The following is a 24501-nucleotide window of genomic DNA, read 5'->3' as shown; positions in this document are numbered from 1 at the left end:
CTGGCTGGGCCCGGAGCTGGCCCGCGCGCGCCGCCGGGCCGACCTGGCCCGGGTCGACGTGCCGGCGGCGCTGCGGCGGCTGCTGGACTGGCGGCAGGCGGCCCGGCTGGACGAGCTGGCGCCGGAGCGGCTCCCGGTGCCCAGCGGATCGCGGATCCGGCTGGACTACAGCGACCCGGCCGCCCCGGTGCTGGCCGTGAAGCTCCAGGAGACGTTCGGCTGGCAGGACGCGCCGCGGATCGCCGACGGCCGGGTGCCGGTGCTGCTGCACCTGCTCTCCCCCGCCGGCCGGCCGGTGGCGGTCACCGCCGACCTGGCCTCCTTCTGGCGGACCGGCTACCCGCAGGTGCGGGCGGAGCTGCGCGGCCGCTACCCCCGCCACCCGTGGCCGGAGGACCCGGCCAGCGCCGAGCCGACCCGGCGCGCCAGCCCGCGCCGGCGCTGACCCGGCTACTCCTCGGTCACGTCGGCGATGACCACCGTGACGTTGTCCGGGCCGCCGGCACGGAGCGCCAGGTCGATCAGCTTGGCCGCGCACGCCTCCCGGTCCGGGTAGCCGCCGAGCACCTCGGCGAGGGTGTCGGGACGGACCACGTTGGAGAGGCCGTCGCTGCACAGCAGCCAGCGGTCGCCGGCCCAGGGCACCATCGTCGCGTAGGTCGGGGAGACCTCGTCGCCCTGCAACGCCTGCGTCACCACGGCCCGGCGGGGGTGGCTGCTCGCCTGCTCGGCGGTGATCACGCCCTGGTCGACCAGCATCTGCACGAAGGTGTCGTCCCGGGTGACCTGCTTCAGCACGCCCTCCCGGAACAGGTAGGCCCGGGAGTCGCCGACGTGCGCGAGGGCCAGGCAGCTGCCGGTGCGGGCGAAGAGCAGCGCGGTCAGGGTGGTGCCCATGCCCTGTCGTTCCGGGTCCTCCTCGACCGCCCGCCGGATTCCCGCGGTGGCCAGCTCGATGCCGCCCTGGAGGGCGGCCACCAGGGCGTCCTCGGGAGTCTCCACGTCCAGCGGCGCGAACGCGTCCATCGCGATGCGGCTGGCCAGGTCACCGGCGGCCATGCCGCCCATGCCGTCGGCGACGGCGACCAGCCAGTTGCCGGCGTGCTGGGCGTCCTGGTTGCCGCTGCGGATCAGCCCACGGTCGCTCGCCCCGACGGAACGAAGCTTCAGGGTCATGGGAGGCAGCCTGCCAGTTGAAGGGCTGGGTTGTCTCTAGGAGATCAGGACCATGCTACGTGGCGCGGCGAATCTCACTGTCGGCAGCGGCGCGCGGGGCATCGGACCGGATCGATTGACAGCGGGGGAACGTGCTGGAAACATCGGGTGATATTGGGAGCGCTCCCAGCTCTCGCCAACTCCTCCCGCGCACGGAAGGAACCTCCGTGACCCCATCCCGACGTCGGCTCACCGCCCTCGCCGCGGCCGCCGCCCTGGCGCTCACCGGCGGCACCGCCGCCCCGGCCCGCGCCGAGGTGCCGCCGGACGCCCCCGAACAGCTGCGCAACGGCGACTTCAGCGCCGGCACCTCCCCCTGGTTCTCCTACGGCACCGGTGACCTCGGGGTCACCGACGGCCGGCTCTGCACGACCGTCGCCGGCGGCCTGGCCAACCCCTGGGACGCCGGCATCGGCCAGGACGCGGTGCCGCTGATCGCCGGCGCCGAGTACGAACTCTCCTTCGACATCTCCGCCACCCCCGGCGCGGCCGTCAAGGCCGTGCTCCAGCTCGGCAGCGCCCCCTACACGACGTACGCCAGCGTCGACGCGACCGCGACCGGCGCCGCCCAGCACGTCGCCCGGACGTTCACCGCACCGGCCGACAACGCCGGCGCCCAACTGATCTTCCAGGTCGGCGGCAGCCCCGAGGCACAGACGTTCTGCCTGGACAACGTCTCGCTGCGCGGCGGCGAGGCGGCCCCGCCGTACGAGCCGGACACCGGGCCGCGGGTGCGGGTCAACCAGGTCGGCTACCTGCCCGGCGGGCCGAAGAACGTCACCGTGGTCACCGACGCCGCCGAGGCGCTGCCCTGGCAACTGAGGTCGGCCACTGGAACCGTGGTGGCCGCCGGGACCACCACCCCGCGCGGCGTCGACCCGGCCTCCGGGCAGCGGGTGCAGACCGCCGACTTCTCCGCGTACCGCACCCCGGGCACCGGCTACACCCTGGTCGCCGACGGGGAGACCAGCCACCCGTTCGACATCTCCGGCACCCTCTACGACCGGCTGCGCGCCGACTCGCTCCAGTTCTTCTACGCCCAGCGCAGCGGCACCCCGATCGACGGCGACCTCATCGGCGCCGGCTACGCCCGCCCGGCCGGCCACCTCGGCGTGGCGCCCAACCAGGGCGACACCGACGTGCCCTGCCAGCCCGGCGTCTGCGACTACTCCCTCGACGTGCGCGGCGGCTGGTACGACGCCGGCGACCACGGCAAGTACGTGGTCAACGGCGGCATCGCCACCTACCAGCTGCTCAACGCCTTCGAGCGCACCAGGACCGCCGAGAGCGCCGCCGGCGGGACGGCGCTGGGCGACGCCACCCTGCGGGTGCCGGAGCGCGGCAACAAGGTCCCGGACATCCTCGACGAGGCCCGCTGGGAGCTGGAGTTCCTGCTGCGCATGCAGGTGCCGGCCGGCGAGCCGCTCGCCGGGATGGTCCACCACAAGATCCACGACCGGAACTGGACCGGACTGCCGCTCGCCCCGCAGGACGACCCGCAGCCCCGCGAGCTGCACCCGCCGTCCACCGCCGCCACGCTCAACCTGGCCGCCGTGGCCGCCCAGTGTGCCCGCCTCTTCGCCCCGTACGACGCCGCGTTCGCGGCCCGCTGCGGCGCCGCCGCGAAGACCGCGTACGCGGCGGCCAAGGCCCACCCGGCGGTCTACGCCTCGGCGGCCGACGGCACCGGCGGCGGCGCGTACGACGACACGAACGTGACCGACGAGTTCTACTGGGCGGCCGTCGAGCTGTGGCTGACCACCGGCGGGCCGGCGTACCTGGCCGACCTCACGGCCTCGCCGCTGCACACCGCCGACGTCTTCGCCCCCGGCGGGGCCTTCGGCTGGCAGAGCGTGGCCGCGCTGGGCCGGCTCGACCTGGCCACCGTGCCCAACGGCCTCCCGGCCGCCGAGCGGGCCCGGATCCGCGCCTCGGTGACCGCGGCGGCCGACCGCTACCTGGCCACCGCGCGGGACCAGGCGTACGGGCTGCCGCTGCCCGGCGCGGCCGACGCGTACGTCTGGGGCAGCAACAGCAACCTCGTCAACAACGCGATCGTGCTGGCCACCGCGTTCGACCTGAGCCGGGACGCGAAGTACCGGGACGGGGCCGTGCAGAGCACCGACTACCTGTTCGGCCGCAACGCGCTGAACATGTCCTACGTGACCGGCTGGGGCGAGCAGCACGCACGCAACCAGCACAGCCGGACCTTCGCCCACCAGCTGAACCCGGACCTGCCGAACCCGCCCGCCGGTTCCCTCGCTGGTGGCCCGAACGCCGCCCTCCAGGACCCGTACGCGGCCAACCTGCTCGCCGGCTGCGCGCCGATGTTCTGCTACGTGGACGACATCAACTCGTACGCGACCAACGAGGTGGCGATCAACTGGAACTCCGCGCTGGCCTGGCTGGCGTCGTTCCTCGCCGACCAGGGCGACGCGGCGGCCGTGCCGGCGCCGACCTGCGCGGTCACGTACACCACCCACGGCAGCTGGCCGGACGGCTTCACCACCCAGGTGACCGTGCGGAACACCGGCACCGCGGCGGTGACCGGGTGGAGCCTCCGGTGGGCGTTCGTCGGTGACCAGAAGGTGAGCGGCTACTGGTCGGCGAAGGTCACCCAGTCGGGCGCCACGGTCACGGCGAAGAACGAGTCGTGGAACGCGAGGATCGGCCCCGGCGGCACGGTCACCTTCGGCCTGAACGGGTCGACGGCGGGCGGCCCCAACCCCAACCCGGACCTGATCACCCTCAACGGCCGGGCCTGCACGCTGTCCTGACGGATCCGCACCGAGGGGTGGTCGCCGACGGCGGCCACCCCTCGCGCGTTTCCTCACGCGGCACGCGGCGTCGCGTGACGAGTACCGTACGTGACGGTAGGGTCGGCGGGTGTCCGGAACGTCCAGGGTGGAGGCGGCGGGGCGACCCGGAGATCATGCAACCGCAGCTCGACCACCTGGTCACCATGGCCCAGCATCCCCGGGTGCTGCTGCACGTGCTGCCGCTGCGGGCCGGCTTCCACCCCGGCCAGGCCGGGCCGTTCGTCATCGCCAGCAGCGACGAGGCCGAGGACGTGGCCTATCTGGACGACCAGGCCGCCGGGCGGACCACGAAGGACGTTGCCGCCCTCGGCAGGTCTGGGACACTCTCAGGTCGGTGGCGCTGCCGCGCGACCAGACCCTCCACCTCCTGAAGGCACGGCCATGGCTGACCTGACCGGCGCCCGCTGGCGCACCAGCACCCGCAGCAGCTCCAACGGCGGCACCTGCGTCGAGGTCGCCGACAACCTGCCCGGCGTCGTCGCCGTCCGCGACTCCAAGCACCGCGCCGGCGGCACCCTCACCTTCACCCCGGCGGCCTGGCACGCGTTCGTCGACACCCTCCGCGAGCCCATCCGGGGCTGACCCCGCCCGGGTACGGTCCCTGCGTGGCGTACCTTCTCCTGCTCGGCGCGATCACCGCCGAGGTGATCGGCACCAGCCTGCTCAAGGCGACCGACGGCTTCACCCGGCTCTGGCCCACCCTCGGCGTCGCGGTCGCGTACCTGTCGTCGTTCGGGCTGCTCTCCCTGACGGTCAGGGACATCCCGGTCGGCGTCGCGTACGCGGTCTGGTCCGGACTCGGCACCGCCGCCATCATGGCGATCGGGGCGGCGTTCCTGAATGAGCCGCTGAGCGTGGCGAAGGTCGTCGGGGCCGGCCTGGTGATCGCGGGCGTGGTCGTGCTCAACCTCGGCGGAGCGCACTGAATCCCGGCGGAGCACGCGGAATCTCGGCGGGCGTGTCGGATCGGGGCGGCGGCGTTCGTAGCAGGGGTGAACGGCGGCCCGAGGGGGCGGCCACCTGACAGGAGATGATCCCGACGGCCCAGTACCTCATGTCCGTGCTCAACGACACGGCCGGGCGCCACCGCGGAGGAGCAGGCCGCGATCGACGTCTTCAACCAGCAGATGAAGGCCGACGGCCACTAAGTCTTCGCCGGCGGCCCCGCGTCGCCCGGCACGGCAACCGTCGTCGACGCCCGGGACGGGGAGCGGGTGTTACCGACGGGCCCTACCTGGAGTCGAAGGAGCACGTCGTCGGCTTCTGGATCATCGAGGCCCCCCACCTCGACGTCGCGCTCCGGCCACCGCCGAGACGGCGTACCTCATCCGTCGCCGTGACCAACTGGCCCGCCCGTGAACCGCAGCAGGCTGCGTCGACGTGTGGCTGCGGCGGCGGCGTGGCCGCTGCGGCCTGACGCGATTGCGGTCGATGGATAGAGTGAACGCCGAGTCAGCAGTAGGCGGCAGGGAGTCACCGGGTGGTCATGCCGGAGGGCACGAACGGTAACGAGCACGTGGGCAGCGGCGACGAGCGGCGGACCGTGCGGCAACGCCTGAGCCACCACTACCACCACAAGCTGGACGGTGGCGGCAGAGGGGCCGTGGTGGGCGCCGTCATCGGCTTGTTCGGAGTTCTCCTCACCGCCGTGGTCACGGCCGTCGTCACGCTGCACGACGCGGGCGACAGGCGGGACGGGTCGCCCGCCACGCCGGGTGGCGGCGTGGGCAGCCCGACCGAGGCTCTGCCGGCACCGACTCCATCGAGCCCTTCGGCCGGCTCGTCGGTCGGAACGTCGACCCCTTCGGCAACCTCGACCGTGCCGCCGGCTGACCAGGTCCGGTGGAGCGGACCAGTGCGGTTCGACGACGACGGCATCGACCTCGACGCGACACCGCCGACGGTGCAGATGGACTGGCCGGTCTTCAACTCCGACCTGACGCGGACCTCGGCTGCCGGAGACGGTCCGCTGGTCGCCCAGCAGGGGTATCTGGCCCGGTGGCCGGGGCCGGGCACGCCCACCCGGCAGCAATGCGCGGACCTCATCTCCAGCCAGGGAGACGAACGGGTGCACATCCCGGTCGGCCGGATCGGCTGCCTCAGCACCAGCAAGGACCACATCGTCATGCTCACCGTCACCCGGTTCAAGGACGACACGTTCCAGGTCTCCGCGCACGTCACGGTGCGGGCCTCACCCGACGAGACGGAGTCCTGACCGGCTGGGTGGGAGGCATCGCCTCCCACCCAGTTCCATAGCTGGATGGTGCCGCGATAAACCGCGCGCCGCCCCACCGGTCAAGACGGTCAGGTGCCGGATGGCAGCATGACCGGCATGACCGGCCAGCAGACCATCGCCATCCGCCCCGGCGTGCCGGACGACGCCGCCACCGTGCTGCGGCTGCTCGACAGCGCCACCGCCTGGCTGGTGGCGCGCGGCCGGACCGGCCAGTGGGGCACCGAGCCCGCGTCGACCGACCCGCGCCGGATCGCCCAGGCCGACGCGTGGGCCGGCGGCGGCGGGCTGTACCTGGCGATGCTCGGCGACACCGCCGTGGGCGCCCTCGTGGTGGGGTCGGCCACCGCGTACGTGCCGCCGGCCACCGAACCGGAGCTGTACGTCAACCTGCTGGTCACCGACCGGGCGTACGCGGGACACGGGATCGGGGCGCGGCTGCTGGCGTACGCGGCGGAACTGGCCCGCGCCCGTGGCCTCGGGCTGCTCCGGGTGGACTGCTACGGCGGGGACGACCGGGCGCTGGTCCGGTTCTACGAGAGCTGCGGCTTCACCGCCACCGACCGGTTCACGGTGGAACGGGAGGGCCGGGAGCCGTGGCCGGGGCAGGTGCTGGAGCGCCGCCTCGGCTGACCGGTCAGCCGATCTCCTCGTCGACGAAGCACCAGCGCCACGACTCGCCGGGCTGGATCGAGCGCATCACCGGGTGCCCGGTCGACTCGAAGTGCTTCGTGGCGTGCTGGTAGGGCGAGGAGTCGCAGCAGCCCACGTGCCCGCAGGTCAGGCAGGCCCGCAGGTGCACCCAGTCGTCGTTGCCGATGGCCACGCAGTCCGGGCACTCGGTCGTGGTCTTCGGGTCGGCGTCACCCGCATCGGTGAGGTGTGCGCAGCTCACTCGTCGGCCTCCTGTCGCAGCAACGACTCTTCCAGGTCCAGGTCACGGTAGGCGCTGACCAGTACCTCCTCCGGGATCCGCCCGGAGTCGCGGGCGGCCCGGAACACCTCCCGCTCCGCGTCGATCATCTCCTTCCGCAGCCGACCGTACGCCTGCGAGGGGGTCTCCCGTGCGGTGCCCCCGAGCCGTTCCCAGGCCAGGTTGGTGCGGCTCTGCACCAGCCCGCGCAGCCGTTCCACGACCGCCTCCGGCGCCCCGCCGGCGAGTTCCTCCAGCCGTTCCCGGGCGGCCCGGCTGGCCTGTTGCTGCACGGCGGCGGCGGAGAGCGCGTCCTGCACCGGGTCGTCCGGCGGCAGCTTCGCCGCCCGCGCCACGGCCGGCAGGGTGGCGCCCTGCGCCACGAGGGTCACCACGATCACCGCGAACGCCAGCCAGATGAACAGCTGCCGCGGGTACTCCCGGCCGTCGGCCAGGGTGAGCGGCAGCGCGAGCGCGGCGGCGAGGGTGACCACCCCGCGCATCCCGGCCCAGCCGATGACGAAGGGGACCTGCACCGGGGGCGGCGCGTCCCGGCGGCGGCCCCGGGGCACCAGCCGGGCCAGGTAGGTGGCCGGGATGAGCCAGACGAACCGGGTCAGCACGACGGCGGCCAGCACCGCGACGGTGATCCCGACCAGGCGGCCCGCCGGCTCGTCGAGGTCCCGGAGCACCTCGCGCAGTTGCAGGCCGACCAGCAGGAAGACCAACCCTTCCAGCAGGAACTGGATGAGCCGCCAGAACGCGCCCACCTGGAGCCGGGAGGCGGCCGACATCAGCAGCGGCTGCTTGTGCCCGATGCCCAGCCCGGTCACCACCACGGCGACCACCCCGGAGGCGTGGATCTCCTCGGCGGCGAAGACCACCGCGAACGGCACGATCAGCGACAGCGCGTTGTCCAGGACCGGGTCGGTGATGCGCTTGTGCAGGTGGCCGAAGACCACCACGCCGAGCAGCCCGACGAGGACGCCGCCGCCGGCCGAGACGAGCACCTCGAGCGCCACCTCGCCGACCCCGACGTGCCCACCGGCCGCGGTGGCCGCGGCGACCGCCACGCGCAGCAGCACCAGCGCGGTGGCGTCGTTGACCAGGCTCTCCCCCTCCAGGATGGTCACGACCCGCCGCGGGAGGCCCACCCGGCGGGCCACCGCCGTGGCGGCCACCGCGTCCGGCGGCGCCACCACCGCGCCGAGGGCCAGGCAGATCGCGTACGGCACGCCGGGCAGGATCAGGTGGACGACGGTGCCCACCACGAACGCGGTGAAGATCACCAGCCCGACGGCGAGCAGCAGGATGGGCCGGATGTTGAGCCGGAACGCGGGCACGGAGGTCTTCAGCGCCGCCACGTAGAGCAGCGGCGGCAGGATGCCCACCAGCACCAGTTCCGGGTCGAGGCGCACCTGCGGGAGGCCGGGCAGGAAGGACAGGCCGAGGCCGAGCACGACGAGCAGGATCGGCGCCAGCAGGCCGAGCCGCCGGGCCAGCGCCGCGCCGAACGTCGCGATCGCGAGAATGACCACGACCTCGATCAGAGCTTCCATGGGGTACGAGCCTAGGTGTTGCCGGGCGTCCCGCCGGTGCCGGCCATCGTGGCGAGCCGGCGGGCCAGCAGGGCCACGGCCTCCCGCAGCTCCGGGGGCTCCAGCACCTGCGCCTCGAAGCCCAGCCGGGCCACCTGCACGGCGAGCCAGTCCAGGCCGTCCCCGCCGACGGCGAGCACGCACCACCCGTCGGCGTCGTCCTCGACGCGCCCCACCTGGGGCGGCACCAGTTCCCGGACCCGTTCGGCCGGCGCATGCACCCGCACCCGGGCGAGATACCGGTACGGCGACCCGGTCACGGACCGCTGCACGTAGGCGACCGGGTCCGGATGCTCCCGCGCCCGGAAGCGCCAGGTCGTCGCCACCACCTCGCGCATCCGGTCCAGCCGGAAGGTGCGCCAGTCGTCGCGGTCGACGTCCCGGGCCATCAGGTACCAGCGGCGGCCGGTGGTGACCATCCGCACCGGCTCGACCGTGCGCTCGCGCTCCCCGCCGTCGCGGCCGGGGTACCGGAACCGCACCCGCACGAGGTCGCGACAGGCCCGGGCGAGCGTCACCAGCAGCTCCGCGTCGATCTCGACCCCGGGGCCGACGAGGGTCTCGGTGGCGCCGTGCACCGCGCGCACCTCGGCGCGCAGCCGGGCCGGCATCACCTGGTCGAGCTTCGCGAGCGCCCGCAGTGCCGCCTCGCCGGCCCCGGCGACCGTGCCCCCCGAGGCCAGCCGCAGGGAGACGGCCGTCGCGATCGCCTCCTCGTCGTCGAGGAGCAGCGGCGGCAGCCGGGTGCCCGCGCCGAGCTGGTAGCCGCCGCCGACGCCGGACGTCGCGTGAACGGGGTAGCCGACCGCGCGCAACCGCTCCACGTCGCGGCGCACCGAACGGTCGGTGACGCCGAGCTCGGCGGCGAGTTCGGCGGCGGTCCAGGACGACCGCCGCTGCAGCAGCGCCAGCAACCGCAGCACCCGCTCGGTCGTCGCCTCGACGGTCACACCCTCATGGTTCCACAGATCGCGGAACGATCCTGTCCGCGATTCCGGGCAGACTGTCGTCATGACCGAACAGACGCGGACCGTCCAGATCACCTTCGACTGCGCCGACCCGGCCGCCCTGGCGGCCTTCTGGGCCACCACCCTCGGCTACCGGCTGCAGGACCCGCCCGGGGGCTTCGAGTCGTGGGAGCAGGCGCTGGAGGCGATGGGCGTGCCGCCCGAGCGGCGCAACGACGCCTCCGCGGTGGTCGACCCCGCCGGCTCCGGGCCGCGGCTGTTCTTCCAGCGGGTGCCGGAGGGCAAGCAGGGGAAGAACCGCGTACACCTGGATGTCCGGGCCGCCCCGGGGCTCTCCGGCGACGCCCGGATGGCGGCCCTGGAGGCGGAGGCCGAACGGCTCGTCTCGCACGGCGCCACCCGGCTGCGGCGCCACGAGCCCGCACCCCCGCTCGGCGCCGGTCACCTGGTGCTGGCCGACCCCGAGGGCAACGAGTTCTGCCTCGACTGACCAGCCGCGGGCAGTGGCGTGGTCACCCGGTGGTACGGAGTTTCGGCAGCACCTCGGCCCCGAACGTGTCGATGAAGGCGCGCTGCTCCTGCCCGACGTGGTGCAGGGCGATCTGGTCGAAGCCCAGCGCGACGTACTCCTCCAGCCAGCCGACGTGCCGGCCCGGATCGGCGGAGACGTTGACCACCGAGGTGACCCGCTCCATGGGCACCTGCTCGCTGACCACGTCGAAGTGGTCGGTCAGCTCCAGGTCCCAGCAGACCGGCGGGGCGAAGACGTTGCTGCGCCACTGGTCGTACGCGATGGCCTCGGCCTCGGCCTGCTCGGGGGCCCAGCTCACGTGCACCTGGAGGTGCAGCGGCCCGCGCCCGCCGGCGTCCCGGTAGGCGTCGATCATCCGCCGCAGTTGCTCGACCGGGGCGTTGACGGTGATCAGGCCGTCGGCCCACTCGGCGCACCAGCGGGCGGTCTCCACGCTGACCGCCGCGCCGATCAGCGCGGGCGGCTGCTCGGGCCGGGTCCACAGCTTCGCCCGGTCCACGGTGACCAGCCCGTCGTGGCTGACCTCCTCGCCGGCGAGCAGCGCCCGGATCACGTCGACGCACTCGCGCAGGCGGGCGGTACGGACGTCCTTGCGCGGCCAGCCGGTGCCGGTGATGTGCTCGTTGCTCGCCTCGCCGGTGCCGAGCGCGGCCCAGAACCGGCCCGGGTACATGGCGGCCAGGGTGCCGATGGCCTGGGCGATGATGGCCGGGTGGTAGCGCTGGCCGGGCGCGTTGACCACACCGAACGGCAGGTTGGTGGCCTGGAGCGCGGCGCCGAGCCAGGACCAGGCGAAGCCGGAGTGGCCCTGGCGGGCGCTCCACGGCGAGAAGTGGTCCGACGACATGGCCGCGTCGAAGCCGGCCCGTTCGGCGTGGGTCACCGCCGCCAGCAGCCGGGCCGGGTGGATCTGCTCGTGGGACGCGTGGAAGCCGAACACCGTCATGGGCGCATCTCCTACCCATGACGGCGTCCGGCCAATCGCGACTACTCCGAGTGCGCACCGGCCCCGGCGCCGGCCTCCCCCTCGCCGACCCAGACGGTCTTGGTGTTGCAGAACTCCCGCATGCCCACGGCGGACAGCTCGCGCCCGTACCCGGAGTTCCTCACCCCGCCGAAGGGCAGCTCCGGATAGGACGTGGTCATGCCGTTGATGAAGACGTTGCCGGCGTCCAGGTCGACGGCGAAGCGCTCCTGCTCGGCCGGGTCGGTGGTCCAGGCGTTGGAGCCGAGGCCGAAGTTGGTGCCGTTGGCGACCTCGATCGCCTCCTCGTAGGAGTCGACCCGGTAGAGGCCGGCGACCGGCCCGAACACCTCCTCGGACCACATCCGCATCCCCGGCCGCAGGTCGGTGACCACGGTCGGCGGGTAGTACCAGCCCTCGCCGGACGGCTTCTCGCCGCCGCACAGCACGGTGGCGCCGTTGTCGACCGCATCCCGCACCTGGGCGTGGATCTCGTCGCGGCCGCCCTCGCTGGCCAGGGGGCCGACGTCGGTGTTCTCGTCCATCGGGTCGCCGACCCGCAGCGCCGACATCCGGGCGGCGAACTTCTCGGCGAAGGCGTCGAAGACGTCGGTGTGCACGATGAACCGCTTGGCGGCGATGCAGGACTGGCCGTTGTTCTGGCAGCGCGCCGTGGTGGCCACCTCGGCCGCCTTGTCCAGGTCGGCCGAGGGCATCACCACGAACGGGTCGCTGCCGCCCAGCTCCAGCACGGTCTTCTTGAGTTCCCGGCCGGCGATCTGGGCGATCGAGCGGCCCGCGCGCTCGCTGCCGGTCAGCGTGGCGGCCCGGACCCGGGGGTCGCTGAGGATCCGGTCCACCTTCTCGGAGCCGGCCAGCAGGGTGGTGAACGCGCCCTCCGGGAAGCCGGCCCGGCGGAACAGCTCCTCCAGGTAGAGGGCGGTCTGCGGGACGTTGGAGGCGTGCTTGAGCAGCCCGGTGTTGCCGGCCATCAGGGCCGGCGCGGCGAACCGCATCACCTGCCAGAGCGGGAAGTTCCACGGCATCACCGCGAGCACCGGGCCGATCGGCTGGTGCCGCACGTACGCCCGCTTCGCCTTGACCGCGGCGGCGTCGGCGGGCTCGTCGGCGAGCATCTTCGCCGCGTTGGCGGCGTAGAAGCGGCAGGCCGTGGCGCACTTGGTGACCTCGGCCTTCGCGGCCGCGTACGTCTTGCCCATCTCGGTGGTCATCAGCCGGGCGGTCTCGTCCCGCTCGGCCTCCAGCAGGTCGGCCGCGGCGATCAGCCACCGGCCCCGCTCGGCGATGGTGGTCCCGTGCAGCTGCCGGAAGGCCAGGTCGGCCCGCTCGATGGCCGCGTCGACCTGCTCGTCCGACATGGCGTCGTACGTCTTGAGCACCTGCCCGGTGGCGGGATTGGTGGTGGCGATGGGCATGTCGTACTCCTGTCACTCGAACAGCGAGTGCCGCACGCCCGGCTCCTCGCGGTGGCGCGCGGCGCGGCGGCGCTGGATCACGACCAGGTCGACCACGGCCACCACGGCGAGGATCGCACAGACGACACCCAGCCAGGTCACATCGGCGGCGAACGCGAACACCGCGAGGATGGTCATGACGACCAGGCCGAAGAGGGCGAGCACGAGCCGCAGGTTCAACGCGCTGTACGCGGCGTTGACCCGGCGGCGGGGCTGTGATCGCGTCATTCCTCCGGGCTACCCCCGCGCGGCGCGGGTTAACCGGTCCCGCCGGGACGGCCCGGCCGCGGCCGGTGATCCCGGACACCAGGCGGGTACTCCCCGGATGCGCCCGACCGGGCGGTGCGTTACACCGGTCTGCCGGGACCGCCGGAGATCCCGGCGGCGGAGAGGACGGGCATGACCACGACGCACGCGGTGCCGGTGACGGTCGCCGTCTCGCGGCGCGCCGATCCGGCGCGCACCGACGAGATGGTGGCGTGGATCCGGGCCGGTACGGCGCTGGCCGAGAGCTTCCCCGGCTTCCTGGGCGCCGGGTTCGTCCGCAGCGCGCCCGGCTCCCCCGAGTGGCACGTGATGTACCGCTTCGCGAACCAGGACACGCTGCGCGACTGGGAGGATTCCGCGCAGCGGCACTGGTGGCTGACCTCGGCGCAGGGCATCGTCGAGCACACCCGGACCGAGCGCCGCACCGGCATCGAGGGCTGGTTCGACCCGCCGGTGGACCACGTGGTCGAGACGTCCGCGGGCGCCGACGCCGAGCCGGCCGCGCCGGCCGCCCCGCCGCGCTGGAAGCAGGCGGTCACCATCTGGCTGGCGTTCTTCCCGCTCAGCCTCACCGCCACCCTGCTCACCGCCCGGTTCATCGCCGACGTGCCGCTGGCGGCACGGACGCTGCTCATGACGCTCTGCCTGACCCCGCTGATGACCTACCTGGTGCTGCCCCGGATCACCCGGGCGCTGCACTGGTGGCTGCACGGCCAGCCCGCGCCCTGGCGGCGCCGGCGCCGGTTCACGAACCGGTCGTAACACGCTGATGTGAACGACGGTTGTCGATGCCGGAAAGGCGACAGAGTCCCCGTCCGGACGGCCGAGGCGTATAGGGTCGACGCGCCGCTTCATGCCGCCGGACGGGGGACGGTATGCCTCGACGTTGGATCGCCGCGCTGGCCTGCCTCGCGGCGCTGGTCGCGCTCGCCTGCGACGGCGAGGGCTCGGCGTCGCCCCGCCCGTCGGGCTCCGCACCCCCCGGCGCGCCGAAGGTGCTGACCGCGCTCGGCGACTCGGTCACCACCGGCTTCGGCTCGTGCCTGGTGCTGGTGAGCTGCGAACGCAACTCCTGGTCCAGCGGGGACGGCATCCGGGTGCACAGCCTCTACCGGCGGCTGCGCGAGGACAACCCGACGCTGCGGGCCTACAACCGGGCCGCGCCGGGCGCCCGCGCGGCCGGCCTCACCGACCAGGCCCGGGCGGCGGTACGCGACAAGGCCGACCTGGTCACCGTGCTGATCGGGGCGAACGACGCCTGCCGGAACGACATCGCCGAGATGACGCCGGTGGCCACCTTCCGCAAGCAGGTCGACGCGGCCCTGGCGGTGCTGCGCAAGGGCCGGCCGAAGGCGCGGGTGCTGGTGGTCAGCCTGCCCGACCTGTACCGGCTCTGGGAGATCGGGCACACCGAGTCCCGGGCGGTGCGGGCCTGGTCGCGCGGCATCTGCCCGGCGCTGCTGGCCGACGCCACGTCGACCGCGCCGGCCGCGGTGGCGCGGCGGGCCCGGTTCCGCGAGCGGATCGACGCGTACGACGGGCAACTGCGCGCCGCCTGCCGGGCGTACGGGTCCCGCTGCCGGTGGGACGGCGGCGCGGTGCACCGGACCCGGTTCAGCCTGGACGAGGTGAACGCGCTGGACTGGTTCCACCCGAACGCCGCCGGCCAGGACCGGCTCGCCGACGTCACCTGGGACGCGGCCGGCTGGGCCGACTGACCCTTCCCCCGGCTCCGCCCCGGCTTGGCCGCGCCGGCGGTCAGGGCCGGCGCGGGCCGGGCAACTGCCGGGGGCCGCCCCCGTAGAGGGCGCGGGCCCGGTCGGCGAGGTCCTTGGTGGCCGACGAGTTCGCCCAGGTGCCGAGGATGATCGCGGCGCCGGGGATCACCTTGGCGAACATCCGCTTGGCGGCGCGCACCCCGGCCATCCGGGCCAGCCGGACGCCGAGCTGGAGCATCACCCGGCCCAGCGGGCGCTGCCCGCCCATGCCGAACAGCGCGCCGGCCCGCTCCCGGCCGGCGGCCACCCCGAGGGCGAGCCGGGCGCTCTCGGCCACCTTGTGCACCCGCTGGAGCACCAGCAGGTCGGTGGCCCGGTCCGGGTGGACCGGGTCGACGCCGTACGCGGCCGCCACGTGCAGCACCAGCCGGGCCTGGGTCCAGGCCAGCACGCCCACGTCGATCACCGCGCCGGGCAGCCCGGCCGCCCCGGAGACCGCGCCCGAGAGCCGCGCGTGGTTGACGAACTTGCGCACCGCCTGCTCGGCCAGCTCCTCGGCGGGGACGTCGGGTCGCTGCGCCCGCTCCCGGTCGGCCCACTGCGCCGCCTCCGGCCCGAGCCGGCGCACCGCCTCGAGGGCCAGGTGCTCCGGGGCGTACTGCGGGTCGTCCCGCATCCGGTCCCAGAGCTTCGCCGGGGGCGCCTCGGGCGCCTCGGCCGGCGCGGCCGGCTTCGGGGGAACGGCGGGCTCGCCGTCGACGGGGGCGGGGTCGGTCACGAGGGGGCTCCCGGGGGTCGGTACTGCGGGGGGCGGAGCGGTCAGCGCCGGCGGGACGACAGCCGGGCGGCGAGCTGCTTGAGCTTCGCCTGGTTCTCCGGCTTGGCCAGCTCGCGCCGGCCGCGGTCGACCAACTGCTGACCGCGGGGCGACCGCAGGAAGGCGCTGAGCCGTTGCACCAGTGACATGACGTCCTCCTGTCCGCGGTCCCCTCTCATGTGTACCCGGGACCGGCAAGTCCCTGGTACCCGGGCCGCCCCTCCGGCAACCCCGGCCCCCGGTCAGCCCAGGATCTCCTTGACCACCGCGTTGGCGCGCCACTCGTGCTGGGCGTACGCGTCGGGGAACGCGGAGACCTGGACGGCCTGGGCGGCGACGGTGAGCGGCAGGTCCTGCCAGCCGGGGATCTCCTCCAGGGCGGAGAGGAACGCCTTGGTGGCGTACTCCGGGTCCATCAGCTCCTCGACGGTGCCCCAGCCGCTGCTCGGCCGCTGCTGGAACAGCCCGACCGAGTCGTGGTCCCAGCCGATGGCCTGGTGCGGGTAGCTCTGCGACTCGGGCAGCACGCCGCTGGCGTAGTTCAGCAGGGTGCTCTCCTGCATGGCGGTGGCCACCGCGATGACCAGGCCGCGACGGGGCACGCCCATCTCCCGGCCGGCCTGCACGATCTTCTTGGCGTTGTTCATCTGGGTCTGGTCCAGGCCGGCGACCGGGACGATCCGGCGCGGCGCGGGCTTCGCCTTCGGCTTCGGCTTGGCGGTCGCCGAGGGGGTGGCCGAAGGGCTGGCCGACAGGCTGGCGCTCGGGGTCGCCGGGGCGGTGCTCTCGCGGGCCAGGCCGCGGGAGGCGGCGTCGATGTCCGCCCGTTGGGCGACCTCCGCCGACGCGGCGGGGCTCGGGGTGTCGCCGGCCGGGCGGGCGCCGATCTGGCTGAAGCCCCCCACCAGGCCGAGGCAGCAGACCGCGCCGGTGGCCACGGCCATCTTCGTCCGGCCGGGCCGGGCGGCCAGGGGGTTCATCAGGGCGTCGAAGCGGGTACGCAGGGAACCACGGGGAGTGGAAGCATCCGGAGAAGCGGTCGACTGAACGGTCGAGGGGGTATCGTCCGAACGGTCAGCCGAGCCGCCGGTGCCGTACTGGTCGTCGAGGGTGCCGTCGTCACGCATTCGACGAGGCTAGGCAGGGCAAACCGGGATCACCCAGGCCCAAAGGATGGCCCTCGTCACACTTTGCCCTCCCGGAACCGGACATCGCTCGGCGCCGTGGGGCGTCGGGTGACGGACCTCGCGAGCCGGGAAAACCTCTGGTCCATCCCGGGTCGCGCAGCGCCGGGCAGGAACCTCGCAGCCCTCCCGGCCGGGCCCAGTGATCGACTAACTCGTCCTTTCGGCCGAAGCGGACCCGGCCCGTCAGGGGGAACGATCCCGTCACCGACACCGAACTGTGATCATCGTTCGGCCCGTAACGGAATGGACCACGGCGGCCGGTACGTTGGCCGAACCGGGAAGGCCGTGCGCGCACGGCCCGCCCGTACGCGTCGACAGGAAGGTCCGAACCGGTGCTCGACCCACACGAGCTCTACGAACTCAGCGACGATCTGCCCGACCTCGGCCAACCGGTGCTGATCCAGGCGCTCACCGGCTTCGTCGACGCCGGCAACGCCACCCGGCTGGCCCGGGAGCAGCTGCTCACCTCCCTGGAGGCACGGCCGATCGCCCGCTTCGACGTCGACCAGCTCTTCGACTACCGCTCCCGCCGGCCGGTGATGACCTTCGTCGAGGACCACTGGGCCGACTACGACGCCCCGGCGCTGGAGCTGCACCTGCTGCGCGACGACGACGAGACCCCGTTCCTGCTGCTCACCGGCCCCGAGCCCGACCTCCAGTGGGAACGCTTCGTGGCCGCGGTCGCCGCGCTCTCCGCCCGGCTCGACGTGCGGCTCACCGTCGGGCTCAACTCGATCCCGATGGCCGTCCCGCACACCCGGCCCAGCGGCGTCACCGCGCACGCCACCCGGCCCGAACTGATCTCCGGATACGAGCCCTGGCTCCAGAAGGTGCAGGTGCCGGCCAGCGTCGGCCACCTGCTGGAGTACCGCCTCGGCGAGCAGGGCCGCGACGCCCTCGGCTTCGCCGCGCACGTGCCGCACTACGTCGCCCAGGCCGAGTACCCGGCCGCCGCCGACGCGCTGCTCTCCGCCGTGTCCCGCAGCACCGGGCTGCTGCTGCCGCGCGACGGCCTCGGCGCCGCCGCCGAGGTGGTGCGGGTGGAGATCGACCGCCAGGTCGCCCAGACCGAGGAGGCGGCCACCCTGGTCCAGGCCCTGGAGGAGCAGTACGACGCGTTCGCCCGGGGCCGCGGCGAGAAGAACCTGCTCGCCCAGGAGACCGGCCCGCTGCCCACCGCCGACGAACTCGGCGCCGAGCTGGAACGCTTCCTCGCCGAGCAGACCAAACCCGGAGACACACCGGAACGCTGACCGGCAGGCGCGACACCCCGCGGGGCTGACCCGGCGGGGTGGCCGCCGATGGGGCAGGCTGGAGACATGCGCCTGGCGACCTGGAACGTCAACTCGGTGAAGGCCCGCCTCCCCCGGCTGCTCGACTGGCTGGCCACCACGAAGCCCGACGTCGTCTGCCTGCAGGAGACCAAGTGCCCCGACGGGGCGTTCCCGGTCGCCGAGGTGGGCGAGCTGGGCTACGAGGCGGCCAGCCACAGCGACGGCCGGTGGAACGGGGTCGCCATCCTGTCCCGGGTGGGGCTGGCCGACGTGGCGGTCGGCTTCCCCGGCGAACCGGGCTTCCCCGAGCCGGAGGCGCGGGCCATCTCGGCCACCTGCGCCGGCCTGCGGGTCTGGTCGGTGTACGTGCCGAACGGCCGCTCGCCCGACGATCCGCACTACGCGTACAAGCTGGCCTGGTTCGCGGCCCTGCGGGACGCCCTGGAGCCGGAGCTGGCCGGCGGGCTGCCGCTCGCGGTCTGCGGGGACTTCAACGTCGCCCCGACCGACGCCGACGTCTGGGACCCGGCGCTCTTCGTCACCTCCACCCACGTCACCCCGCCCGAGCGCGCCGCCCTGGCCGCGCTGCGGGACCTCGGGCTCGACGATGTGGTGCCCACTCCGATGAAGGGCCCGCACCCCTACACCTACTGGGACTACCGGGCCGGCATGTTCCACCAGAACAAGGGCATGCGGATCGACCTGGTCTACGCCTCCGCGCCGTTCGCCCGCGCGGTCACCTCGGCGTACGTGGACCGGGAGGCGCGCAAGGGCAAGGGCCCGTCCGACCACGCCCCGATCGTGGTCGACGCCGACCTGGTGCCGACCGTCGAGACGTTCTGACCCGGCTCGCTAGGGTGGAGCCATGGCAGTCGTGAAGATCAACGCGATCGACGTCCCGCCGGGTGCCGGCGAGGAGCTGGAGAAGCGGTTCGCGGCCCGGGCCGGCGCGGTGGAGAACTCCCCCGGCTTCCTCGGCTTCGAACTGCTCCGCCCGGTCGCCGGGGAGAGCCGCTACTTCGTCTACACCCGTTGGGAGACCGAAGAGGCGTACCAGGCGTGGGCGCAGGGGCCGTCCCGGGCCGCGCACGCCGGCGGCGAGGGCGGCGAACCGCGCAAGCCCGTTGCCACCGGCGCCACGCTGCTGGAGTTCGAGGTCGTCCAGCACGTCCCTGGCAAGGGCTGACCGCTCCTACGTCTGAACAGGGTCGAGGCGACCTCGGCCATGAGCCTGAGTGCCCAGTCGAGCTGCGGGCAGGTGTCCCGGTCACGGCACTCCAGGCAGCCGCCGGCCCGCCAGGGCTGGCAGGGCCAGGGCGTGTTCGTCACGGAATCGGAGTAGCCGGCCGGGGGAATGTCGTGCCGCAATCCGGCCGCCGGACCGATCCCGTCGCAGGGACCGCCCTGGCTGACCGTCCTGCGGATCTTGGCGACTTGCCGTTGGTTCTGCACGGTAACTTTCCAAGATCCGGAGCGTCACGAGGATCCGGCGCAGGGACGCGGAGCGCCGAGCGGACCGCGACGACGCTCGGGATGCCGCCAGCTCGGCGAGTTGGAGTTGATCAAGAGCGGCGGTGTCAGGGGTTGCGGGTGTCGAGGAGTGTGGCGAAGGCGATCACGTTGTCCTGGTAGCCGGTGTGGCCGCCGACCCACTCGCCGCCGCAGGTGATGAGCCGCAGCTCCGCCGGGCCGGAGTCGCCGTAGACCCGGTCGGCGGGGAGGTTGGCCTTGTCGAAGTACTCGACGGTGTCGACCTTGAAGGTGACCACGCTGCGGTCCTCCCGGGTCACCTCGATCCGGTCCCCGGGCTTCAGGTCGTGCAGCCGGTAGAAGACCGCCGGCCCGCTCTTGGTGTCCACGTGCCCGACGATGATCGCCCGGCCCGGCTCGCCGGGCACCGCCCCGCGGTTGTACCAGCCGGTCTGGTGGTGCTGGGTCAGCGGCGGGACCTCGATCGAGCCGTCCCGCGCCTGGCCGACCGGGGTGACCGGGGCGGTGACCTTGATGGCCGGCACGGCGAGGCGGACCGGGAGGCTGGCCGGCTCCCGCGCCCGGGTCGGCTCGGCGCTCTGCCGGCTCGATCCGGTCGCCGCGTCGGCCCAGTCGAACGGTCCGGCGGTCCGGCCCAGGCCGGCGCCGGTGGCGAAGACCCCGACCAGCACCAGCAGTACGGCGAGCGGCGTCGACCACGGGCTGCGGGCGCGGGTCCGGGCCGCCCGGGCGGTTGACTGGGGAGTGGGGTTCGCGGCCATGGCGGGGCTCAGCGCGGGGCGGCGCCACGGAGGGTACGGGGCTGCCGGCGCGACGCGGCCACGCCGACCACCGCGCCGACCACGGTCAGCCCGAGCCCGACGGGCACCAGCAGCCCGCCGAGGCCACCGCCGCCGGCGGTGCCACCGAAGCCGGTCGCCGGCCCGCGGCTGGGCTGCACCCGCTTGACCACCTGGAGCATGGTGGACGCGGTCTGCCCGGTGGGGCACTCCAGCTTGACCCGGTAGTTGCCGGGGCGGGTGCGTTCCCGGACCATCGGCGAGGCGGTGAGCAGGCCGCGCTGCGGCTGCACCTGGATCCGGCCGAACGCGTCGGAGACCACGGTCGCCGGCACCGAGTTGTCCCGGCAGCTCGCCCGGATGCCGACCAGGAAGCCGGGCTCGACGGTGCTCGGGGTGACCTCCACGAAGATCACGTCAGCGGGCGACGGCTGCGTCCCCGGCTGCCCGGGCGCCGGCTCGGCGGCGACCATCGGAGCGGCGAGCGCGGGAGCGGCGAGCACCGGGCCGGCAGCGGGCACCGGAGCGGCGAGCACCGGAGCGGCAGACAGCGGGGCGGCGGCGGGCGGGCCAGCCTGGGCGGGCGCCGCGCCGACCAGCGGGGCGGTGCACGCGGCGGCCGCGACCAGCAGCACCGCACGTCCCGTGACTGACACCATGCCCCCTCCCGGCCCGGCGTCGGCGGTGACGGGCGGCGGGCCACCCGTCCTGTCGTACTGGGATGAATCCTCTCACCCCGGGCCGCACATCACATCCGATCCGCTCCGGCGGTCGCGTACGCTCGGGTCGCTGTGACCTCCACCGACTTCAGCGCCGCGCCGCCGGCCCACGCCGCCCGTATCCGCACGTTCCACCCGCGTCGCGGGCGGATGAGCGACCGGCAGCGCGACGCGCTGGCCCGGCTCTGGCCCGCGTACGGCCTGGAGATCGACGACCTGGACGGGCCGTGCGATCCGACGGCGCTGTTCGGACGGCGGGCGCCGCTGGTGCTGGAGATCGGGTCCGGCATGGGCGACGCCACCGCCACCATGGCGGCCGCCGACCCGGACCGACACTATCTGGCGGTTGAGGTGCACACGCCCGGAATCGCCAACCTGCTCGAACTGGTCGAACGGCACGATCTGGGCAACGTGCGGGTGGCCAAGGGCGACGCGCTGGACCTGGTCCGGGCCATGCCGGAGGGTTGCCTGGACGCGGTGCACGTCTTCTTTCCCGACCCGTGGCCGAAGGCCCGGCACCACAAGCGGCGGATCATCCAGCCGGCGCACGTGACGCTGCTGCGCTCCCGGCTGGCCCCTGGCGGGACGCTGCACTGCGCCACCGACTGGGCCGAGTACGCCGAGGCCATGCGGGAGACGCTGACCGCCGACCCGGGGCTGGTCGACGTGCACGGCGGTTACGCGCCCCGCCCGGCGCACCGGCCGGTGACCAAGTTCGAGCGCCGGGCGCTGACCGCCGGGCGGGAGATCTTCGACCTGATCCACCGGCGGCGCTGAACCCGGTTGGCGCGGCGGCCCATGATCCAGGCACGATGGGAGTCGCCATGACTCTCACCGCCGCGCTGCCGAAGAGCGCCGACCCCGACACCCTCTACGACGCGTTCGCCGGCTGGGCGTCCGAGCGCGGTCTCGACCTCTACCCCCACCAGGAGGAGGCGGTCATCGAGATCGTCTCCGGCGCGAACGTGATCATGAATACGCCGACCGGCTCGGGCAAGAGCCTGGTGGCGATCGCCGCGCACTTCGCGGCGCTGGCCGACGACCGGACCACCTTTTACACCGCGCCGATCAAGGCGCTGGTCTCGGAGAAGTTCTTCGCCCTCTGCGAGGTCTTCGGCGCGGAGAACGTCGGCATGCTCACCGGCGACGCCAGCGTCAACGCCGACGCCCCGATCATCTGCTGCACCGCGGAGATCCTGGCCAACCTGGCGCTGCGCGAGGGCACCCGGGCCGACGTCGGCCAGGTGGTCATGGACGAGTTCCACTTCTACGCCGAGCCGGACCGCGGCTGGGCCTGGCAGGTGCCGATCATCGAGCTGCCGCAGGCGCAGTTCGTCCTGATGTCGGCGACGCTCGGCGACACCACCCGCTTCGTGGACGACCTGACCCGGCGCACCGGGCGGCCCACCGCCGTCGTCCGCTCGGCCGAGCGGCCGGTCCCGCTCCTCTTCTCGTACGCGATGACGCCGCTGCACGAGACCCTGGAGGAGCTGCTGGCGACCAAGCAGGCACCGGTCTACGTCGTGCACTTCACCCAGGCCGCCGCGCTGGAGCGCGCCCAGGCGCTGATGAGCGTGAACGTCTGCACCCGGGCCGAGAAGGACATGATCGCCCAGGCGATCGGCAACTTCCGGTTCACCTCGGGCTTCGGCAAGACGCTGTCCCGGCTGGTCCGGCACGGCATCGGCGTGCACCACGCCGGCATGCTGCCGAAGTACCGCCGCCTCGTGGAGACCCTGGCCCAGGCCGGGCTGCTCAAGGTCATCTGCGGCACCGACACCCTGGGCGTCGGCATCAACGTGCCGATCCGCACCGTGCTCTTCACCGGCCTGTCGAAGTACGACGGCACCCGGACCCGGCTGCTCAAGGCCCGCGAGTTCCACCAGATCGCCGGCCGGGCCGGGCGGGCCGGCTTCGACACCCTCGGCCGGGTCGTCGTGCAGGCCCCCGAGCACGTCATCGATAACGAGAAGGCCCTCGCCAAGGCGGGCGACGACCCGAAGAAGCGCCGCAAGGTGGTGAAGAAGAAGCCGCCGGAGGGTTCGATCGGCTGGGGCGAGCCGACCTTCCAGCGCCTGGTCGAGGCCGAGCCGGAGCCGCTGACCTCCAGCTTCCAGGTCAGCCACTCGATGCTGCTCAACGTCATCGGCCGCCCCGGCGACGCGTTCGCCTCGATGCGGCACCTGCTCACCGACAACCACGAGGACCGGGCCGCCCAGCGCCGGCACATCCGCCGGGCCATCGCCATCTACCGGGCGCTGCGGGCCGGCGGCGTGGTCGAGGAGCTGCCCGAGCCGGACGAGCAGGGCCGCCGGGTGCGGCTCACCGTCGACCTCCAGCTCGACTTCGCGCTCAACCAGCCGCTGTCCCCGCTCGCCCTGGCCACCATCGAACTGCTCGACCGGGAGTCCCCGTCGTACGCGCTGGACGTGCTGAGCGTGATCGAGTCGATCCTCGACGACCCGCGTCAGGTGCTCTCCGCGCAGCAGTTCAAGGCCCGCGGCGAGGCGGTCGCCGCCATGAAGGCCGAGGGCATCGAGTACGAGGCCCGCCTCGAACTCCTCGACGAGGTGACCTGGCCGAAGCCCCTCGCCGAGCTGCTGGGGTCGGCGTACGAGATGTACCGGCAGGGCCACCCCTGGGTCGCCGACCACCAGCTCTCGCCCAAGTCCGTGGTCCGCGACATGTACGAGCGGGCCATGACCTTCACCGAGTACGTCCAGTTCTACGGCCTGTCCCGCTCCGAGGGGCTGGTGCTGCGCTACCTCGCGGACGCGTACAAGACGCTGCGGCAGACCGTCCCCGAGGACGCGAAGACCGAGGAACTGGTCGACCTCATCGAGTGGCTCGGTGAGCTGGTCCGCCAGGTCGACTCCAGCCTGATCGACGAGTGGGAGCGGCTGCGCAACCCGTCCGACGTCGCGGAGGTGGCCGCGTCGCTGGACGACCGGCCGCCGGCGGTCACCCGCAACGCCCGGGCGTTCCGGGTGCTGGTGCGCAACGCGCTGTTCCGCCGGGTCGAGCTGGCCGCCCTGCGCCGCTGGGACCTGCTCGGGGAGCTGGACGCCGAGCACGGGTGGCACGCGGACGCGTGGGCGGACGCGCTGGAGCCGTACTTCGAGGCGTACGACTCGATCGGGGTGGGGCCGGACGCGCGCGGCCCGGCGCTGCTGATGATCGAGCAGGGCCGGGAGAAGTGGACCGTACGCCAGATCCTGGACGACCCGGAGGGCGACCACGACTGGGGCATCAGCGCCGAGATCGACCTCGCCGCCTCCGACGAGACGGGCGCCGCGGTGGTCCGGATCACCGACGTCGGACAGCTCTGACCTCGCTCCGCGGGGGTGGACCGGAGACCGGCCCACCCCCGTGGCGTCGGCGGATCAGTCGCGCGGCGTCTGGAAGGCCACGCGGCGACGACGGAACATGACGAACAGCACGGCGCCGAGCGCGAGCACGGCGGCGCCGACGCCGGCGAGCGCGACGGCGGGGGCGCCGGTGACCGGCAGGCCGCCGCCGGAGCCGCCGGAGC

General features: G+C 73.7%; 27 protein-coding genes and 2 pseudogenes. 16 read left to right on the top strand and 13 right to left on the bottom strand.

Features of this window, described 5'->3' with window-relative positions:
• Window positions 1-445: ATP-dependent helicase C-terminal domain-containing protein (locus B0E53_RS14405; RefSeq protein ID WP_281492860.1), on the top strand; the 445-nt coding region annotated here is incomplete at its 5' end.
• A gap of 5 nt (window positions 446-450) precedes the next feature.
• Here the strand turns inward: B0E53_RS14405 and B0E53_RS14400 are convergent.
• The gene (locus B0E53_RS14400) at window positions 451-1176 is read right to left on the bottom strand and encodes a protein phosphatase 2C domain-containing protein (protein ID WP_107076531.1); all 726 of its coding nucleotides are present in this window, start codon (window positions 1174-1176) and stop codon (window positions 451-453) included.
• A 206-nt stretch (window positions 1177-1382) separates the two neighbouring features.
• On the opposite strand from B0E53_RS14400, the gene B0E53_RS14395 reads away from it, so the two are divergent.
• The 7 genes and pseudogenes from B0E53_RS14395 (at window position 1383) to B0E53_RS14365 (ending at window position 6900) form a co-directional block, all read left to right on the top strand.
• Complete coding sequence (locus B0E53_RS14395; RefSeq protein WP_107076530.1) at window positions 1383-3992, top strand: glycoside hydrolase family 9 protein; 2610 nt, start codon at window positions 1383-1385, stop codon at window positions 3990-3992.
• Between the two features lie 134 nt (window positions 3993-4126).
• Window positions 4127-4428: pseudogene (locus B0E53_RS40115) on the top strand (Scr1 family TA system antitoxin-like transcriptional regulator); the annotation flags it as partial.
• On the top strand, window positions 4416-4616 hold the full coding sequence (locus B0E53_RS14385; protein WP_107076529.1) for a DUF397 domain-containing protein: 201 nt from the start codon (window positions 4416-4418) through the stop codon (window positions 4614-4616). The pseudogene B0E53_RS40115 and the gene B0E53_RS14385, both read left to right, overlap by 13 nt.
• A gap of 23 nt (window positions 4617-4639) precedes the next feature.
• Complete coding sequence (locus tag B0E53_RS14380; RefSeq protein ID WP_107076528.1) at window positions 4640-4960, top strand: multidrug efflux SMR transporter; 321 nt, start codon at window positions 4640-4642, stop codon at window positions 4958-4960.
• Window positions 4961-5064: 104 nt separating this feature from the next.
• Window positions 5065-5451: pseudogene (locus B0E53_RS40395) on the top strand (YciI family protein).
• A gap of 63 nt (window positions 5452-5514) precedes the next feature.
• Entirely contained in the window at window positions 5515-6249 is a 735-nt protein-coding gene (locus B0E53_RS14370) for a hypothetical protein (RefSeq protein ID WP_107076527.1), read from the top strand.
• A gap of 117 nt (window positions 6250-6366) precedes the next feature.
• Window positions 6367-6900 carry a GNAT family N-acetyltransferase gene (locus B0E53_RS14365; RefSeq protein WP_107076532.1) on the top strand — a complete coding sequence of 178 codons (534 nt, stop codon included), beginning with the start codon at window positions 6367-6369 and terminating at the stop codon, window positions 6898-6900.
• Window positions 6901-6904: 4 nt separating this feature from the next.
• Here the strand turns inward: B0E53_RS14365 and B0E53_RS14360 are convergent, their stop codons facing one another.
• From B0E53_RS14360 to B0E53_RS14350, 3 genes are read right to left on the bottom strand one after another with little or no spacing between them, the layout of a single operon-like run.
• The gene (locus B0E53_RS14360) at window positions 6905-7162 is read right to left on the bottom strand and encodes a UBP-type zinc finger domain-containing protein (RefSeq protein ID WP_107076526.1); all 258 of its coding nucleotides are present in this window, start codon (window positions 7160-7162) and stop codon (window positions 6905-6907) included.
• Entirely contained in the window at window positions 7159-8739 is a 1581-nt protein-coding gene (locus B0E53_RS14355; RefSeq protein ID WP_107076525.1) for a Na+/H+ antiporter, read from the bottom strand. The genes B0E53_RS14360 and B0E53_RS14355 overlap by 4 nt, the downstream gene beginning before the upstream one ends.
• 11 nt (window positions 8740-8750) lie before the next feature.
• The gene (locus B0E53_RS14350) at window positions 8751-9728 is read right to left on the bottom strand and encodes a YafY family protein (RefSeq protein ID WP_210406061.1); all 978 of its coding nucleotides are present in this window, start codon (window positions 9726-9728) and stop codon (window positions 8751-8753) included.
• 61 nt (window positions 9729-9789) lie between these two features.
• Between B0E53_RS14350 and B0E53_RS14345 the strand changes: the two genes are divergently transcribed.
• Complete coding sequence (locus B0E53_RS14345) at window positions 9790-10236, top strand: VOC family protein (RefSeq protein WP_107076523.1); 447 nt, start codon at window positions 9790-9792, stop codon at window positions 10234-10236.
• A 22-nt stretch (window positions 10237-10258) separates the two neighbouring features.
• On the opposite strand, the gene B0E53_RS14340 is transcribed toward B0E53_RS14345, so the two are convergent.
• Genes B0E53_RS14340 through B0E53_RS14330 form a run of 3 tightly spaced genes read right to left on the bottom strand, consistent with a single transcriptional unit; the run spans window position 10259 to window position 12945 of the window.
• The gene (locus B0E53_RS14340) at window positions 10259-11224 is read right to left on the bottom strand and encodes a TIGR03885 family FMN-dependent LLM class oxidoreductase (RefSeq protein ID WP_107076522.1); all 966 of its coding nucleotides are present in this window, start codon (window positions 11222-11224) and stop codon (window positions 10259-10261) included.
• A gap of 41 nt (window positions 11225-11265) precedes the next feature.
• Window positions 11266-12678, bottom strand: coding sequence for an NADP-dependent succinic semialdehyde dehydrogenase (locus tag B0E53_RS14335; protein ID WP_107076521.1), 1413 nt, complete (start codon window positions 12676-12678; stop codon window positions 11266-11268).
• Between the two features lie 12 nt (window positions 12679-12690).
• On the bottom strand, window positions 12691-12945 hold the full coding sequence (locus B0E53_RS14330; RefSeq protein WP_107076520.1) for a DUF6343 family protein: 255 nt from the start codon (window positions 12943-12945) through the stop codon (window positions 12691-12693).
• Window positions 12946-13116: 171 nt separating this feature from the next.
• Between B0E53_RS14330 and B0E53_RS14325 the strand changes: the two genes are divergently transcribed.
• Both B0E53_RS14325 and B0E53_RS14320 read left to right on the top strand, forming a co-directional pair.
• Window positions 13117-13746 carry an antibiotic biosynthesis monooxygenase gene (locus B0E53_RS14325; RefSeq protein ID WP_107076519.1) on the top strand — a complete coding sequence of 210 codons (630 nt, stop codon included), beginning with the start codon at window positions 13117-13119 and terminating at the stop codon, window positions 13744-13746.
• 113 nt (window positions 13747-13859) lie between these two features.
• Window positions 13860-14702: a GDSL-type esterase/lipase family protein gene (locus B0E53_RS14320; protein ID WP_107076518.1), complete on the top strand. Its 843-nt coding sequence runs from the start codon at window positions 13860-13862 to the stop codon at window positions 14700-14702.
• A gap of 40 nt (window positions 14703-14742) precedes the next feature.
• Here B0E53_RS14320 and B0E53_RS14315 read toward each other — a convergent pair whose 3' ends face one another.
• The 3 genes from B0E53_RS14315 to B0E53_RS14310 form a co-directional block, all read right to left on the bottom strand.
• Window positions 14743-15480 (bottom strand): EcsC family protein, encoded by a 738-nt coding sequence (locus tag B0E53_RS14315; protein ID WP_107076517.1) that lies wholly within the window; start codon window positions 15478-15480, stop codon window positions 14743-14745.
• Window positions 15481-15521: 41 nt separating this feature from the next.
• Window positions 15522-15668: a hypothetical protein gene (locus tag B0E53_RS37555; protein WP_168215316.1), complete on the bottom strand. Its 147-nt coding sequence runs from the start codon at window positions 15666-15668 to the stop codon at window positions 15522-15524.
• A 93-nt stretch (window positions 15669-15761) separates the two neighbouring features.
• A complete protein-coding gene (locus B0E53_RS14310; RefSeq protein ID WP_107076516.1) occupies window positions 15762-16646 on the bottom strand; it encodes a peptidase M23 in 885 nt (294 codons plus the stop codon).
• Window positions 16647-17038: 392 nt separating this feature from the next.
• Between B0E53_RS14310 and B0E53_RS14305 the strand changes: the two genes are divergently transcribed.
• The 3 genes from B0E53_RS14305 (at window position 17039) to B0E53_RS14295 (ending at window position 19166) form a co-directional block, all read left to right on the top strand.
• Window positions 17039-17959, top strand: a complete 921-nt coding sequence (locus B0E53_RS14305; protein ID WP_107076515.1) for a PAC2 family protein — start codon at window positions 17039-17041, stop codon at window positions 17957-17959.
• A gap of 66 nt (window positions 17960-18025) precedes the next feature.
• Window positions 18026-18823, top strand: coding sequence for an exodeoxyribonuclease III (locus tag B0E53_RS14300; RefSeq protein ID WP_107076514.1), 798 nt, complete (start codon window positions 18026-18028; stop codon window positions 18821-18823).
• A gap of 22 nt (window positions 18824-18845) precedes the next feature.
• Window positions 18846-19166 carry an antibiotic biosynthesis monooxygenase gene (locus B0E53_RS14295; protein ID WP_107076513.1) on the top strand — a complete coding sequence of 107 codons (321 nt, stop codon included), beginning with the start codon at window positions 18846-18848 and terminating at the stop codon, window positions 19164-19166.
• Window positions 19167-19557: 391 nt separating this feature from the next.
• On the opposite strand, the gene B0E53_RS14290 is transcribed toward B0E53_RS14295, so the two are convergent.
• Together B0E53_RS14290 and B0E53_RS14285 are read right to left on the bottom strand one after the other, a co-directional pair.
• Window positions 19558-20232, bottom strand: coding sequence for a class F sortase (locus B0E53_RS14290; RefSeq protein WP_107076512.1), 675 nt, complete (start codon window positions 20230-20232; stop codon window positions 19558-19560).
• A gap of 8 nt (window positions 20233-20240) precedes the next feature.
• The gene (locus B0E53_RS14285) at window positions 20241-20909 is read right to left on the bottom strand and encodes a hypothetical protein (protein ID WP_107076511.1); all 669 of its coding nucleotides are present in this window, start codon (window positions 20907-20909) and stop codon (window positions 20241-20243) included.
• Between the two features lie 132 nt (window positions 20910-21041).
• Between B0E53_RS14285 and trmB the strand changes: the two genes are divergently transcribed.
• Both trmB and B0E53_RS14275 read left to right on the top strand, forming a co-directional pair.
• Window positions 21042-21746 carry a tRNA (guanosine(46)-N7)-methyltransferase TrmB gene (gene trmB, locus B0E53_RS14280; protein WP_107076510.1) on the top strand — a complete coding sequence of 235 codons (705 nt, stop codon included), beginning with the start codon at window positions 21042-21044 and terminating at the stop codon, window positions 21744-21746.
• A 47-nt stretch (window positions 21747-21793) separates the two neighbouring features.
• Complete coding sequence (locus B0E53_RS14275; RefSeq protein WP_107076509.1) at window positions 21794-24298, top strand: DEAD/DEAH box helicase; 2505 nt, start codon at window positions 21794-21796, stop codon at window positions 24296-24298.
• A gap of 54 nt (window positions 24299-24352) precedes the next feature.
• Here the strand turns inward: B0E53_RS14275 and B0E53_RS14270 are convergent.
• On the bottom strand, window positions 24353-24501 hold a 149-nt coding region (locus B0E53_RS14270; RefSeq protein WP_146167668.1), incomplete at its 5' end, for an LPXTG cell wall anchor domain-containing protein.

It is taken from the genome of Micromonospora sp. MH33, assembly GCF_003013775.1.
Taxonomy (GTDB): domain Bacteria; phylum Actinomycetota; class Actinomycetes; order Mycobacteriales; family Micromonosporaceae; genus Micromonospora; species Micromonospora fulviviridis.
Note: the sequence above shows the minus strand (reverse complement) of the source record. Positions and strands in the feature narration are given on the sequence as shown.